Raw genomic sequence first — 15,501 nt, forward strand, 5'->3', positions numbered from 1 at the left:
ACTGCGCCCCATGTTCCAAGCGCGGCGCTACCAGCATTGCCCCACCTGCGGCGGCCAGATCGAATACCGCGTCCCGGCCGACGACAACCGGGAGCGGGCCACCTGCACGCAGTGCGGGGCGATCCATTACGAGAACCCGCTGAACGTCGTGGGCACCTTGCCTGTCTGGGGCGAACAGGTGCTGCTGTGCAAGCGCGCGATCGAGCCGCGACTGGGCAAGTGGACCTTGCCGGCCGGCTTCATGGAGCTGGGCGAGACGCTGGCCGAGGGCGCGCGGCGCGAGACGGTCGAGGAGGCCGGCGCGCGGATCGAGCTCGAGAACCTGTACTGCGTGATGAACGTGGTGCGCGTCGGCCAGGTCCACCTGTTCTACCGCGCCCGGCTGCTGAGCCCCGACTTCGATCCGGGCCCGGAGACGCTCGAGGCCCGGCTGTTCCACGAACACGAGATCCCCTGGGACGAGATCGCGTTCCACACGATCCGCGAAACGCTGCAGCGCTTCTTCGACGACCGCCGCAGCGGCAACGGGTACCCGTTGCATACGGCGGATATCGATTGAGCATTCACCAGTCGGCTCTCAACCGACGAGCTCCTGGCGACGACGGATGTCAGCCATCATCTGCGCGTCTTCGGCTTCGATCTCTTCCTCTGGAACCAGATCGCCACGCAACGCGGCCTTGATGCTGTTGTCCTCCTGACGCTCCATGAGCACTTCATGCTCGGTCACATCAGGCTCGTCAGGATGCGTGCGCTCGACCCAGCGCTTGACGAGGAACTCGACGAGTTCGTCCATGTCGATCGTCAGGCGGCTCGCGAGCGCCTCGACGCGGGCCTTGATCTGCTCGTCAATCTGGACATGGAAATCGACGCGCGGCATGAACGGTTCAAGGGGTTGGAGAACGGCGGACATTCTGCACCTGCTCTTTCAGCGACAAGAGGAAGGCGCGCATTCTGAGAGCTTCAGATCGCTTGGCAAGAGCGCTTGACGGCGGTCAAGCGCTTCACCGACTTGGATCAGTCAGGGCTTGATCTCCTGCGCGGACGCCCACGGACCGGTGATGCCGTCGAGTTCGCAATCCCACAGCGCCTGCGCGTCCAGCGCGTCGGTCACGCCTTCGGCATAGACCTTCAGCGACAGGCTGCGCAGCATGACCACCAGGCTGCGCACGAAGGCTGCGCGCGCCACATCCGCCGACACCCCGCTCACCACCGAGCTGTCCAGCTTCACGTAGTCCAGGCCCGCCTGGAAAAGACGATCAATTTGAGCCAGTCCCGCGCCCGCGTGTTCCAGGCCCAGCTGGACGCCCAGCGGTCGCAGCTGCCGGCCCAGTTCCTGCAGCGTCTCGAAGTGTTGCACCGCGGCTGGCTCGGCCAGTTCCAGGCCGATGGCGCGCCGCACCGAGGCCGGCGCGGCCTGCACCAGTTCGCGCGCCCGCGCGATGAAGCTGCCGTCGTTGAGCGTGGCCGGCGCCACGTTGACGCAGCGCGCGCGCTGGTCCTGCTGCGTGGCCTGCAGCGCAAGCGCCAGCGCCTGCAGGTCCGCCTCCGCGCTCAGCCGGTGGCGCAGCGCCAGTGGCAGCCAGCGCGCGGCCGGCTCGAACTCGCCGACCGGATTGAGCTTGAGCTGCAGCGGACATTCCAGGTGCAGCACCTGCCGCTCGCGGCCGATCAGCGGGAACTCCAGCAGCCGGCTGCGCTGCTGCGCCAGCGCGTCCGAGATCAGCGCGCGCCAGGCACGCTCGCCCTGCGCGACCTCGTCCGACGGCGGCGCCTCGCGCAGCTCCAGCACGACGCCCTCGCCCTGCTCGGCCTTGGCCAGCGCCGCATCGGCCGCGGCGAACCAGGCGCTCATCGGCTGGTCGCGCATCAGCTCGACCGCGCCCAGCGCGACGCCCACGCCCGAACCGAGGTTCTGCAGGCCCGCCCGCAGCGCATCGGCCAGCGCCTGCGCCGTGTCGCCGACCACGTTCGGCGCCGGCAGCCACAACGCGAAGTCCGAGCCGTTGAGCCGGCCGGCCAGGCAGCCTCGGACCTGCTCCGGATAGACACGCAGGGCCTGCGCGATCGCCACCAGCGCCTGGTCGGTCGCCCCATGGCCGAGCCGCTGGTTCAGGCCCTGCAGGTCCTTCAGCCGCAGCAGCACCAGGCCGGCGCGCAGCGGACCGTCATCGCGCTCGAGCGCGGAATTGAGCTCCGCCACGAACTGCCGCCGGTGCGACAGCCCGGTCAGCTCGTCGCACAGCAGCTGGTGATGCAGCGTGCGCAGCTGCTCGGCCTGGGCCTCGAACATCTGCCGGGTGCGCACCACCATCGTGTTCATCGCGCTGGTCAGCTTGCGCATCTCCGGCACCCGCGGCTCGAGCACGGTCTCGAAGCGCCCCTGCGTCACGCCCTCGGCCTGGCGCACCGCCGTGTCCAGCGGCCGCCGCAGCCGCGACAGCACGATCGCCGCCGCCACGCCCGTGACCACGCCCACCAGCAGCAGCCAGCTCGCCGTGCTCAGCGTCGCGCGCCACAGCGCCTCGTGGACGTAGCCGGTCTGGCCGCGCAGCTCGATCTCGCCGACCGCCTTCCAGCCGTCCGACACCTTGGCCACGCCCGGCGCCACGTCCAGCGGCAGCAAGGCCACGAACCAGCGCGGCGCATGCGCGACCTGCGGCGTCTCCAGGTGCCGCTCGAACACCTGCGCCCCGCCGCCGTCGCGCCAGCGCACGCTTTCGTAGGCGCCCGCGTCGAACTGCGCTGAGATCAGCAGCGACATCAGCTCCGCGTCGCCCTTCTGCTGCGACAGCGCCAGCGCCAGCGCATTCGCGTTGTCGGCATTCTTCAGCTGGGCCTGCGTCTGCAGCAGCTCGCGCAGCGACCAGGTGCTCACCGCCACGCCGCCCAGCACGGACGCCAGCACCGCGCCCAGGACCAGGCACCAGATTTGTCTTATCAGGGACATGTCGTGAATTCTCCGTCGCCCTTCGTCTTGTCGTCTCCGGCCTCTCCCGGGGGACCCGCCGCGCCGCGCCGGTCCCTCAGAAGCCCTCCGCCTTCGCCTTCGCCAGCAGGTCGCGCCACAGCGACAGCCGCACCAGCGGATTGCCCGCGGTGGTGGCGCCCACGCCGCTCCACAGGCCCTCGCCGTTGAAGCTGAACACCGGCGTGAGATCCGGCCGCAGCGACGCAGGCCGGATCTCCGGATTGATATTGTCCAGAATCAGGGGCTCCGCCTCCGGCTGCGCATAGTAGGCCAGGACCATGTGCGCCTGGGGCCGCCCCTGGAACTGCGCCCGCACGTAGACCATCCGCAGCCGCGACTGCGGCACCCCGGCGGCCAGCAGGCTCATGTACTTCGCGATCGCGTAGTCCTCGCAGTCGCCGGCGCCCTTGTCCAGCAGCTCCAGCGGCGTCGCCCAGTAGTCGATCTGGCCCCACACCTCGATGTCGTCGCGGAACGCCACCCGCTGGTTGAAGAAGCCGTTGACCGCGGCCAGCCGGTCGCGCTCGTCCGGCATCGCGGCCGCGCGGTCGGCCATCTGGATCATCGCCTTCACCGCGGCCTGCGTCCGGGGCGACAGCTTCGCGGCCGATTCGGTCAGCCGATCCTGGTCCCAGCCCCAGGCCAGCGCCGACCACAGTCCCGCCGTCCACGCGAGCGCCCACAGCGCCGGCCGGATTCTCCGGCCAGCACGGGACACCGTACGCGTGACGAAACGTGACATGCGCTGCAATGTATCTGCCTCCACGCCTGCCCGAGGGCGAACCGCGACGCGCCCCCCGGGGACCGGCAATTTGCCGCACCGCCTTCACGCGGCGCCCGGGGAGCGGCCGGGATAATCCGGCGCTCAGATGAAGACCCATGCCATCCGCCAGGAACTGGACCAGGCGCGCGCCAACGGACCGCTGCGCCAGATCCAGATTCCCCCCTGTCCCGAGCTGCTGCAGCGCCTGCGCGCGGCGATGGACCAGCCGCAGCCCGACCTCAACGAGGTGGCGCGCATCGCCGCCGCCGACGTCGCCATGTCCGCCACCCTGCTGCGCGTGGCTAACAGCCCGCTGCACCTGGTGGCAGGCCACGTGCCCTGCACCACCGTGGGCCAGGCGATGTACCGGCTCGGCCTGGACGAGAGCGCGGCGCTGATGCAGGCCTTCCTGGTCCGTCACGCGATCCCGGTCAACAGCCCGCACCTGCTGCGCTTCTGGCAGCGCTCCACCAAACGCTCGATCGCGATGGGTTTCATCGCCGGCCAGCTGCCCGGCATGCGGGTCGACCTGGCGCAGAGCTACGGCCTGTTCTGCCACGTCGGCATGCCGGTGCTGCTGCAGAGCGTGCGCGGCTACGGCGCCACCATGGTCGAGGCCGCCGCCCGCATCGACCGGCCCTTCATCGCCACCGAGAACGTCAATCACCGCACCGACCATGCGGTCGTGGGCGCGCTGGTGATCAAGGTGTGGCACCTGGCGCCGGAGCTGATGACGGCGATCCGGCTGCACCACGACTTCGACGCGTTGCGGGATGAAGGCGTCGAGCCCGAAGTCCGCACGCTCATTGCCGCCGGCCTGATCGCCGAGCACCTGATGCGCCGGCACGAAGGCCTGGACGAGGACGTCGACTGGGCCGCCAACCGCGCGGCGGCGATGGCCTGGCTGCACCTGTCGGAGGACGAGCTCGAGCAGTGGGACGAGGCGCTGCGTCCGAGGCTGGACGAGGCCTGAGGACCTCACGCGGGCGTCACCCGGGGCGCCCGGGGCGCTTCAGCCACGCACCGCGACGCGCGCCGCGGCCAGGTCCCAGCGGGCGCAGCCGACGCTCTTGAACAGCCGCGTGCGACCGTCGTCGACGGGCCGCTGGCCCATCACCAGGTCCTCGATCGAGGCCTGCGGCTCGAAGCGGCCGGCCGCCATCAGGTCGCCGGCCTCGGCCTGCGCGCCGACCGGGTCGTCGACCCACACCTGCGCGCCGCGGACCAGCTCCGGCGGCAACTCGACCATGTCGTCGCGGAACGCGCCGACGCCGATCACCACCGCCCCCTCGCCGACGCCGGGCCGCAGCACCGGCACGCGGCTGGTCGTGGCGCAGACGATCAGGTCCCAGGCGTGGCGCGCCTGGGACTCGGCCGGCAGGGGCTCGACGCCGAGTTCCTCGACGAAGCCCGGCTCCGCCTGATGGCCCTGGACATGGATGGTGGCCTGCGGATGCAGCGCCTGCAGCGCTTCCACATGGGCCCGCGCCTGCACCCCGCCGCCGACGACCAGCGCGCGGCGCGGCGCCTCGCGGGCCAGGTGCTGCAGCGCCAGCATGCTGACCGCGGCGGTGCGGCGCGCCGTCAGCGCGGGGCCGTCCAGCACCGCCAGGCGCTGGCCGGTGCGGCTGTCCATGACGACGACCTCGCCCGAGATCGTCGGCAGGCCCAGCGAGGCATTGAGCGGATGCACGCTGACGAGCTTGGTGATCGACAGCGTGTCGCTCAGGCAAGGCATCACCAGCAGCACGCCGTCCTGACGCAGCGGCAGGACCTGCCGCGGCGGACAGGTCAGGCGGCCATCGCGATGCTCGCGGCACACCAGCGCGATCTCCTCCATCAGGAGGGACCACGGCAGCGCCCGCGCGGTGGCGGCGGCGTCCAGGACCAGCATCCGCTCGTCGACTTCCTGCCCGAGGCTTACTTGCGCGGCGGCGGCACGTCGGTGCACGAGCCGTGCGCGACTTCCGCGGCCAGGCCGATCGACTCGCCCAGCGTCGGGTGCGGGTGGATGGTCTTGCCGATATCGACCGCGTCCGCGCCCATCTCGATCGCCAGCGCGATCTCGCCGATCATGTCGCCCGCATGCGTGCCGACGATGCCGCCGCCGATGATGCGGTGGGTCTCCTCGTCGAACAGCAGCTTGGTGAAGCCCTCGTCGCGCCCGTTGGCGATCGCGCGGCCCGAGGCGGTCCACGGCAGCAGGCCCTTCTTGACCTTGATGCCACGCGCCTTGGCCTCGTCCTCGGTGACGCCGACCCAGGCCACTTCCGGATCGGTGTAGGCGACGCTGGGGATCACGCGCGCGTCGAAGCGCGACTTGGCCAGCGCGTCGTCGCCGAGCAGCTCGCCGGCGATGACTTCCGCCGCCACGTGGCCCTCGTGCACCGCCTTGTGCGCCAGCATCGGCTGGCCGACGATGTCGCCGATCGCGAAGACGTTGGGCACGTTGGTGCGCATCTGCACGTCGACCGGGATGAAGCCGCGGTCGGTGACCACGACGCCGGCCTTGTCCGCGCCGATCTTCCTGCCGTTGGGCGTGCGGCCCACCGCCTGCAGCACCAGGTCGTAGACCTGCGGTTCCTTCGGGGCGCCCTCGCCTTCGAACGTCACCTTGATGCCTTCGGGCGTGGCTTCGGCCGCGACCGTCTTCGTGTTCAACATGATGTTGTCGAAGCGCGGCGCGTTCATCTTCTGCCAGACCTTGACCAGGTCGCGGTCCGCGCCGGTCATCAGCGTGGGCAGCATCTCCACGACGTCCAGGCGCGCGCCCAGCGTCGAGTACACCGTGCCCATCTCCAGGCCGATGATGCCGCCACCGACGATCAGCATGCGCCTGGGCTTGCTCGTGAGCTCCAGCGCGCCGGTCGAATCGATCACGCGCGGGTCGTTCGGCATGAAGGGCAGGCGCACCGCCTGCGAGCCCGCAGCCAGGATGATCTTCTTGAACTTCAGCGTCTGGGTCTTGCCGGTGCGTTCCTGGCCCTCGCCGCCGGTCTCCTCCACCGACAGGTGGTTGGCGTCCAGCAGCGAGCCGTAGCCGCGCACGACCGTGACCTTGCGCATCTTGGCCATCATGGCCAGCCCGCCGGTCAGCTTGCCGATGACCTTCTTCTTGTGCGTGAGCAGCTTGGGGAGCTCGACCTTGGGCTCGCCGAACTCGACGCCCAGATCGGCGAAGTGCTTGACCTCGTCCATCACCGCCGCGACGTGCAGCAGCGCCTTGGACGGGATGCAGCCGACGTTCAGGCAGACGCCGCCCAGCGTCGCGTAACGCTCGACCAGCGCGACCTTCAGGCCCAGGTCGGCCGCGCGGAACGCCGCGGAGTAGCCGCCGGGACCGCCGCCGAGCACGATCACGTCGTACTCGCCTTCGGCGGGGCCGGTGTAGGTGGCGGCCTGCGGGGCCGGCGCCGCAGGTGCGGCCGCCGGAGCGGGCGCCGCTGCGGCCGGAGCCGGCGCAGGGGCCGCTGGCGCGGGCGCTGCCGCCGCATCGCTCTCCAGCACGACGATCAGGTCGCCCTGGTTGATCTTGTCGCCCAGCTTGACCTTGAGCTCCTTGACCACGCCGGCCGTCGAGGACGGGATCTCCATCGAGGCCTTGTCGGACTCGACGGTCACCAGGCTCTGCTCCTGCTTGATCGTGTCGCCGACCTTGACCAGGACTTCGATGATCGCGACGTCCTTGAAGTCCCCGATGTCGGGAACCTTGACTTCAACCAATGCCATGTCAGGTCCTTCCGATCAGAGCGCGATCCGACGGAAGTCGGCCAGCAGCGAGGCGAAGTACACGTTGAAGCGGGCTGCGGCCGCGCCGTCGATGACGCGGTGGTCCCAGCTCAGCGACAGCGGCAGGATCAAGCGCGGCGCGAACTGCTTGCCGTCCCACACCGGCCGCGTCTGCGACTTGCACACGCCCATGATCGCGACTTCAGGCGCGTTGATGATCGGCGTGAAGTAGGTGCCGCCGATGCCGCCCAGCGACGAGATCGAGAAGCAGCCGCCGGTCATGTCGGCCGGGCCGAGCTTGCCGTCGCGGGCCTTCTTGGCCAGCTCCGACATCTCCTGGCTGATCTGGAAGATGCCCTTCTTGTCGCAATCGCGGATCACCGGCACGACCAGCCCGTTGGGTGTGTCGGCCGCGAAGCCGATGTGGAAGTAGTTCTTCAGGACCAGCGTGTCGCCATCCAGCGAGGCGTTGAATTCGGGGAACTTCTTCAGCGCCGCGACGGTCGCCTTGATCATGAAGGCCAGCATCGTCACCTTGATGCCGGATTTCTCGTTCTCCTTGTTCAGCTGGACGCGGAAGGCTTCCAGCTCGGTGATGTCCGCGTCGTCGTGGTTGGTGACGTGCGGGATCGTGACCCAGTTGCGATGCAGGTTGGCGCCGCTGATCTTCTTGATCCGCGACAGGTCCTTGCGCTCGACCGGGCCGAACTTCTCGAAGTCGACCTTGGGCCAGGGCAGCAGGCCCGGGAAGGCGCCACCACCGGCAGCGCCGCCGGCCGGCGCGGCCGCCTTCTGCGCCGAGGTCTGCGCGGTGCCGGCCATCACGGCCTTCACGAAGGACTGGATGTCGGACTCGGTGATGCGGCCCTTGGCGCCGGAGCCCTTCACTTCCTCGAGCGGCACGCCCAGCTCGCGCGCGAGCTTGCGGATGCTCGGCGAGGCGTGCGGCAGCTTGCCGGTGGGCTTGGTCGGCTCGTGCGGGGGCAGCGCGGCGGTCGGGACCTGGCGCTCCACCGGCGCGGTGGCCGGGGCGCTCGCGGTGGCCGGAGCCGGTGCCGCCGCGGCTTGCGCCGGGGCGGGCGCGGCAGCGGCGGGTGCCGGCGAGGCAGCGCCACCGGTGGCCTCGATCACGGCGATCTTCGTGCCCTTGGACACCTTGTCGCCCAGCTTGACCAGCAACTCCTTGATCACGCCGCCGTGCGACGACGGGATCTCCATCGAGGCCTTGTCGGACTCGACGGTGATCAGGCTCTGCTCGGTCTTCACCGTGTCGCCGACCTTGACCAGCACCTCGATCACCGCGACTTCGTCGAAGTCGCCGATATCCGGCACGACGATGTCGACCGGACCGGCCGATGCGGCCGGGGCGGCTGCGGCCGCGGGGGCCGGAGCGGGCGCGGCCTGCGGCGCCGGGGCGGCGGCCGCGGGAGCCGGCGCAGAGGCCGGCACGGCAGCGGCCGGCGCGGGGGCCGCGGCGGCGTCGCTTTCCAGCACGACGATCAGGTCGCCTTCGTTCAGCTTGTCGCCGAGCTTGACCTTCACTTCCTTGACGACGCCCGCCGCCGAGGACGGGATCTCCATCGAGGCCTTGTCGGACTCGACCGTGACCAGGCTCTGCTCAGCCTTCACCGTGTCGCCGGGCTTGACCAGCAGCTCGATGATCGCGACGTCCTTGAAGTCCCCGATGTCGGGAACCTTGACTTCCACCAATGCCATTTGGGTTGTCTCCGAGTCCTGCGCTTATGCGTACAGCGGGTTGATCTTGTCGACGTTGATGCCGTACTTCTTGATGGCTTCCGCGACCTTGGCCTGCGGGATCTTGCCTTCGTCAGCCAGGCTCTTCAGCGCGGCCACGACGATGTAATGGCGGTTGATCTCGAAGTGCTCGCGCAGCTTGGAGCGGAAATCGCTGCGGCCGAAGCCGTCGGTCCCGAGCACCTTGTACGAGCGGCCCGCCGGGATGAAGGCGCGGATCTGCTCCGCGTAGTTCTTCATGTAGTCGGTCGACGCGATCACCGGCCCCTGCACCTTGCTCAGCTGCTGCGTCACGAACGGCACGCAGGCCAGCTCGGTCGGGTGCAGCAGGTTCCAGCGCTCGGCGTTCTGGCCATCGCGGGCCAGCTCGTTGAAGCTGGGGCAGGACCAGACGTTGGCGCCCACGCCCCAGTCGGCCTCGAGCAGCTTCTTGGCGGCCTGGCTTTCGCGCAGGATGGTGCCCGAGCCGAGCAGGTTCACCGTCAGCGGTTGGGCGGCGGCCTCCTCCAGCAGGTACATGCCCTTGAGGATCTGCTCCTCGGTGCCGGCCTTCAGGCCGGGCATCGGGTAGTTCTCGTTGAGCAGCGTCAGGTAGAAGTAGACGTTCTCCTGGTTCTCGACCATGCGCTTCAGGCCCGAGTGCAGGATCACCGCCACCTCATGCGCGAAGGTCGGGTCGTAGCTGATGCAGTTCGGGATGGTGCCGGCCAGGATGTGGCTGTGGCCGTCCTCGTGCTGCAGGCCTTCGCCGTTCAGCGTCGTGCGGCCCGAGGTGCCGCCCAGCAGGAAGCCGCGCGCCTGCATGTCGCCGGCGGCCCAGGCCAGGTCGCCGATGCGCTGGAAGCCGAACATCGAGTAGTAGACGTAAAACGGGATCATCACGCGGTTGTTCGTCGAGTACGACGTCGCCGCGGCGATCCAGCTGGCCATGCCGCCGGCCTCGTTGATGCCTTCCTGCAGGATCTGGCCGGCCTTGTCCTCCCGGTAGTACATGACCTGGTCCTTGTCGACCGGCGTGTAGTTCTGACCCGCGGGGTTGTAGATGCCGATCTGGCGGAACAGGCCTTCCATGCCGAAGGTGCGGGCCTCGTCGACCAGGATGGGCACGGTGCGCGGGCCCAGTTCCTTGTCGCGCAGCAGCGTGGTCAGGAAGCGGACGTAGGCCTGCGTGGTCGAGATCTCGCGGCCCTCGGCGGTCGGGTCCAGCACGGCCTGGAAGGTGGCCAGGTCGGGCACCTTCAGCGCTTCCTCGGCCTGCGGGCGGCGCTTGGGCAGGTAGCCGCCCAGCGACTTGCGGCGCTCGTGCAGGTACTGCATCTCGGGCGTGTCGTCGGCCGGCTTGTAGAACGGGATCTTGGCCAGCTCGCTGTCCGGGATGGGGATGTTGAAGCGATCGCGGAAGGCCTTGATGTCCTCGTCCTGCAGCTTCTTGGTCTGGTGCGCGGTGTTCTTGCCCTCGCCGATCTTGCCCATGCCGTAGCCCTTGACGGTCTTGATCAGCATGACGGTGGGCTGGCCGACGGTGTTCACCGCCTTGTGGTAGGCCGCGTAGACCTTCTGCGGGTCGTGGCCGCCGCGGTTCAGGCGCCAGATGTCCTCGTCGGACATGTTCTCGACCATCTTCAGCAGCTCCGGATGCTTGCCGAAGAAATGCTTGCGCACGAACGCGCCGTCATTGGCCTTGTAGGCCTGGTAGTCGCCGTCCAGCGTCTCCAGCATGACCTTGCGCAGCAGCTCCTGCTTGTCGCGCGCCAGCAGCGGATCCCAGTAGGAGCCCCAGATCAGCTTGATGACGTTCCAGCCGGCGCCGCGGAACTCGCCCTCGAGTTCCTGGATGATCTTGCCGTTGCCGCGCACCGGGCCGTCCAGGCGCTGCAGGTTGCAGTTGACGACGAAGATCAGGTTGTCGAGCTTCTCGCGCGCGGCCAGGCCGATCGCGCCCAGGCTTTCCGGCTCGTCCATCTCGCCGTCGCCCAGGAAGACCCAGACCTTGCGCTTGGAGGTGTCGGCGATGCCGCGCGCATGCAGGTACTTCAGGAAGCGCGCCTGGTAGATCGCCATCAGCGGGCCCAGGCCCATGGACACCGTCGGGAACTGCCAGAACTCCGGCATCAGCTTCGGGTGCGGGTAGCTCGACAGGCCCTTGCCGTCGACTTCCTGGCGGAAGTTGTTCAGCTGTTCCTCGGTGATGCGGCCTTCCAGGAAGGCGCGGGCATAGATGCCGGGCGCGCTGTGGCCCTGGATGTAGAGCAGGTCGCCGCCGTGCACGCCATCGTCGCCATGCCAGAAGTGGTTGAACCCGCAACCCAGCATCGTCGCCAGCGAGGCGAAGCTGGAGATGTGGCCGCCCAGGTCGCCGCCGTCTTCCGGATGCAGGCGGTTGGCGCGCACCACCATCGCCATCGCGTTCCAGCGCATGAAGGCGCGCAGGCGCTCTTCCATGTCGATGTTGCCGGGGAAGCGCTCTTCCTGGTCGGCCGGGATGGTGTTGACGTAGGCGGTGGTGGCCGAGAACGGCACGTCGATGCCGGCCTGGCGCGCGTGGTCGATCAAGGTCTCGAGCAGGAAGTGCGCGCGCTCGCCGCCCTCCTCGCCGATGACGGCGGACAGCGCGTCCAGCCATTCCTTGGTTTCGAGAGCGTCGGTGTCATTGGCGGCTGCGCCGAGGAACGACTGGGGCTGCGCGGACATGTGTTGTCTCCTGTGTCTCAATCACGGCCTTCGGACGGGCGGGTCGCGCGGCGCGGTGTCCGTTCCGAACAGGCAATCCTGCCCGAGCTTGAGGAAACACGCATGCGTCGGCACCCTCCAGAAGGGCTATGGCGGCGGAGTGTCGCATAAGCCGTGGATTTTCCAAATAGCGCGATGCGTTTCCGTATCGTGAAATTTCCAAGGCGTTTTCAGCGGGGTTTCGTGATGGATGTCTTTCACGATGCGATCCGGGAATGCCCGGATCGGGAATGCCCGGGGCCGCCGGAGCCGGGTCGCACCAAAGGCGCCGGGATAATCGCGCCCATGTTGTCCCGCCTCGATGTCCAAGGCTTTGCGCGCCGTGCCCTGAACCCTCTCAAACGCCTGGTCTCGGCGTGGTGGCGGCGGCAGTCGCCGTCGCGGCAGGACCGCTTCGCGACGCTGGGCCCGCTGCTGTCGGTGGTGCTGTTCCTGGCGGCGATCGTCTCGGCCTTCTGGTACCTGCGCAACGAGGAGATCGAGCGCGAGGCCGAGGCCGTCAAGCGCGACACCGAGATGGCGCAGCAGCAGATCCGCTCGCGCCTGATCGAGAACGAGGACTTCCTGATCCCGCTGCAGCGCGACCTGGCCAACCGCGCGATCGACAACCTCGAATTCACGCAGCGCGCGATGGCGATCGCCCGCAACCGCCCCGAGATCACCCACATCACCTGGCTGAACGCGCGCCGCGAGCGCCGCGTCAGCGTGGCGGCGATCGGCGAGCAGGCCGACTCGCTGATGACGCTGGACGGCAGCGACCCGTCGATGCCCAACGGCCATGCCAACAGCGAGCCCGAGCGCGCCTTCCAGGGCGCCCGCGACCGACGCACCCGGGTTTACTCGGCCTCCTTCGCCGACGCCAACAACACCACCGTCTTCCAGCTGCAGCTGCCGCTGAGCGACCGCGCCGGTTTCGCCGGCGTGCTGATCGCCGAGTACGCGGTGGAGGGCCTGCTGCGCTATTCGGTGCCCAACGAGCTGACTTCGCGTCACGCGGTGGCGGTGCTCGATCCGCGCGAGCAGGTCGTCGCCAGCACGGTGACGCCGATGCCGGGCAAGCGCATCACGCGCGCGCCGATCTACTACGAGGTGCCGATGGCGCCGGCCCCCGGGCTGGTGCTGCGCGGCCAGGGCTACCGGACCTCGATCGGGCTGATCTCCAACACGCTGTTCTGGATGGTGATGGCGCTGTCGGTGCTGACCGTCTGGATGCTGCTGGGCACCTGGAAGCACATGCGCCGGCGCGCGCAGGTGCAGAACGCGCTCGCCGCCGAGACCAACTTCCGGCGCGCGATGGAGAACTCCATGCTGACCGGCATGCGCGCCATGGACCTGGAGACGCGCATCAGCTACGTCAACCCGGCCTTCTGCGCGATGACCGGCTTCGCCGAGTCGGAGCTGATCGGCCGCAAGCCGCCCTTCCCCTACTGGCCGCCCGACCGCTACGAGGAAAACCTGCGCCTGCTGCAGCAGGAGATGCAGGGCCGCAGCCCCGCCGGCGGCTCCGAGGTCAAGGTGATGCGCAAGGACGGCAGCATCTTCGACGCCCGCATGTATGTCTCGCCGCTGATCGACCCCAAGGGCAAGCAGAACGGCTGGATGACCTCGATGACCAACATCACCGAGGCCAAGCGGGTGCGCGACCAGCTGTCCGCGTCGCACGAGCGCTTCACCACGGTGCTGGAAGGCCTGGACGCGGCGGTGTCGGTGCTGTCGGTGCAGCAGGGCGAGCTGCTCTTCGCCAACCGCAGCTACCGCCTCTGGTTCGGCGCCGATCCCAAGGGGCACGCGATGCTCGCGGGCTCGCAGCTGGCCGGCGCGACCAGCACCAAGGAAACCAACTTCGAGACCGACGAGGACGTCGACGACTACGGCGGCCTGCCGGCGCAGCACCTGACCGAGGTCGGCGGCGATTCGCGCGAGGTCTTCATCGCGCAGCTCGACATGTGGTTCGACGTCCGCGCCCGCTACCTGCAGTGGACCGACGGCCGCCTGGCGCAGATGCTGATCGCCACCGACATCACCGCGCGCCGCCATGCCGAGGCCCAGCAGCAGCAGCAGGCCGAGAAGGCGCAGGTCACCAGCCGCCTGATCACGATGGGCGAGATGGCCTCGAGCGTCGCGCATGAGCTCAACCAGCCGCTGACCGCGATCACCAACTACTGCAACGGCATGGTCTCGCGGGTGCGCAACGACAACATCCAGAAGGACGACCTGATCGTCGCGCTGGAAAAGACCGCCAAGCAGGCGCAGCGCGCGGGCCAGATCATCCATCGCATCCGCGCCTTCGTGAAGAAGAGCGAGCCGCAGCGCCAGCCGGCGTTCGCGGCCTCGATCGTGGAGGACGCGGTCGAGCTCGCCGGCATCGAGCTGCGCCGGCGCAACGTGCAGATCCACACCTACGTCGCGCAGCGGCTGCCGGTGATGCGGGTCGATCCCATCCTGATCGAGCAGGTGCTGCTGAACCTGCTCAAGAACGCCGCCGAGGCCATCGACAACGCGGCGCTGCCGCCCTCGCGCCGCCACATCGAGCTGCGCGTCGTGCCCAAGCACACGGCGGAGCTGGGCGCCAACATCGAGTTCTCGGTGACCGACATGGGACCGGGCCTGCCGGTCGAGGTCATCGAGCGCATGTACGAGGCCTTCTTCTCCACGAAGGCCGATGGATTGGGCATCGGCCTAGGGTTATGCCGGTCCATCATCGAGTCCCACCAGGGTCGGATCCGCGCCGAGAACCTCTACAATGGCCCGTCCATCGTCGGGTGCCGGTTCGCGTTCACGATCCCCGTGGACATTCCGCGTCCGGAGCCCCAGCTGGCTCCGCTCGACAAGAGCGGCGACCCGGGGACGGGCACTGCTCACAACACCGCAGCAACACCATGAGCTTGATTCCGAAGAAGGGTAATGTCTACGTCGTCGACGATGACGAGGCCGTGCGAGATTCCTTGCAGTGGTTGCTGGAAGGCAAGGACTACCGGGTCAAGTGCTACGACTCCGCCGAGAGCTTCCTGAGCCGCTACGACCCGCGCGAAGTGGCCTGCCTGATCGCCGACATCCGCATGGAGGGCATGAGCGGCCTGGAACTGCAGGACAAGCTGATCGAGCGCAAGAGCCCGCTGCCCATCGTGTTCATCACCGGTCATGGCGACGTGCCGATGGCGGTGCAGACGATGAAGAAGGGCGCGGTCGACTTCATCGAGAAGCCGTTCAAGGAAGAAGAGCTGCTGTCGCTGGTGGAGCGCATGCTGGACCAGGCGCGCGGCGCCTTCGCGACGCAGCAGGAAGCGGCCAGCCGCGACGCCCTGCTGTCGCGCCTGACGACGCGCGAGGCGCAGGTGCTGGAGCGCATCGTCGCCGGCCGCCTGAACAAGCAGATCGCCGACGACCTGGGCATCAGCATCAAGACGGTGGAGGCGCACCGCGCCAACATCATGGAGAAGCTCAACGCCAACACCGTGGCCGATCTGCTGAAGATCGCGCTCGGCGCGAACACGGCGGCCGCCAAGGCGGGCTGATCCGACGTCCCATCCGAAGGCCGCTGCGAAGCGGCCTTTTG

At 68.8% G+C, this 15,501-nt stretch carries 11 protein-coding genes; 4 read left to right on the plus strand and 7 right to left on the minus strand.

Annotated features, from left to right (window positions below):
• The first annotated feature begins 10 nt into the window (after positions 1-10).
• Complete coding sequence (locus BM393_RS24625; RefSeq protein WP_091734114.1) at positions 11-559, plus strand: NUDIX hydrolase; 549 nt, start codon at positions 11-13, stop codon at positions 557-559.
• 18 nt (positions 560-577) lie between these two features.
• On the opposite strand, the gene BM393_RS24630 is transcribed toward BM393_RS24625, so the two are convergent.
• The 3 genes from BM393_RS24630 to BM393_RS24640 form a co-directional block, all read right to left on the minus strand.
• A complete protein-coding gene (locus BM393_RS24630; RefSeq protein ID WP_141225481.1) occupies positions 578-910 on the minus strand; it encodes a hypothetical protein in 333 nt (110 codons plus the stop codon).
• Positions 911-1,018: 108 nt separating this feature from the next.
• Positions 1,019-2,947, minus strand: coding sequence for an EAL domain-containing protein (locus BM393_RS24635; RefSeq protein WP_091734118.1), 1,929 nt, complete (start codon positions 2,945-2,947; stop codon positions 1,019-1,021).
• 76 nt (positions 2,948-3,023) lie between these two features.
• Entirely contained in the window at positions 3,024-3,710 is a 687-nt protein-coding gene (locus tag BM393_RS24640) for a transglutaminase-like cysteine peptidase (protein ID WP_091734197.1), read from the minus strand.
• A 127-nt stretch (positions 3,711-3,837) separates the two neighbouring features.
• Here BM393_RS24640 and BM393_RS24645 point away from each other — a divergent pair, with 127 nt between their 5' ends.
• Complete coding sequence (locus tag BM393_RS24645; RefSeq protein WP_091734120.1) at positions 3,838-4,704, plus strand: HDOD domain-containing protein; 867 nt, start codon at positions 3,838-3,840, stop codon at positions 4,702-4,704.
• Between the two features lie 39 nt (positions 4,705-4,743).
• Here BM393_RS24645 and BM393_RS24650 read toward each other — a convergent pair whose 3' ends face one another.
• The 4 genes from BM393_RS24650 to aceE are packed head-to-tail and all read right to left on the minus strand — an operon-like array spanning position 4,744 to position 11,906.
• Positions 4,744-5,682, minus strand: coding sequence for a delta(1)-pyrroline-2-carboxylate reductase family protein (locus tag BM393_RS24650; RefSeq protein WP_141225482.1), 939 nt, complete (start codon positions 5,680-5,682; stop codon positions 4,744-4,746).
• A complete protein-coding gene (gene lpdA / locus BM393_RS24655; protein WP_091734124.1) occupies positions 5,652-7,460 on the minus strand; it encodes a dihydrolipoyl dehydrogenase in 1,809 nt (602 codons plus the stop codon). The genes BM393_RS24650 and lpdA overlap by 31 nt, the downstream gene beginning before the upstream one ends.
• 15 nt (positions 7,461-7,475) lie before the next feature.
• Positions 7,476-9,176 (minus strand): dihydrolipoyllysine-residue acetyltransferase, encoded by a 1,701-nt coding sequence (aceF, locus tag BM393_RS24660; RefSeq protein ID WP_091734126.1) that lies wholly within the window; start codon positions 9,174-9,176, stop codon positions 7,476-7,478.
• 24 nt (positions 9,177-9,200) lie between these two features.
• Positions 9,201-11,906: a pyruvate dehydrogenase (acetyl-transferring), homodimeric type gene (gene aceE, locus BM393_RS24665; RefSeq protein ID WP_091734128.1), complete on the minus strand. Its 2,706-nt coding sequence runs from the start codon at positions 11,904-11,906 to the stop codon at positions 9,201-9,203.
• A gap of 324 nt (positions 11,907-12,230) precedes the next feature.
• Here aceE and BM393_RS24670 point away from each other — a divergent pair, with 324 nt between their 5' ends.
• Positions 12,231-14,828: a PAS domain S-box protein gene (locus BM393_RS24670; protein WP_091734130.1), complete on the plus strand. Its 2,598-nt coding sequence runs from the start codon at positions 12,231-12,233 to the stop codon at positions 14,826-14,828.
• Positions 14,825-15,460, plus strand: coding sequence for a response regulator transcription factor (locus BM393_RS24675; protein ID WP_091734133.1), 636 nt, complete (start codon positions 14,825-14,827; stop codon positions 15,458-15,460). The genes BM393_RS24670 and BM393_RS24675 overlap by 4 nt, the downstream gene beginning before the upstream one ends.
• The last annotated feature ends 41 nt before the right edge of the window (positions 15,461-15,501 follow it).

Origin of the sequence: Mitsuaria sp. PDC51 (assembly GCF_900113225.1) — a bacterium.
Classification (GTDB): Bacteria; Pseudomonadota; Gammaproteobacteria; order Burkholderiales; family Burkholderiaceae_C; genus Roseateles.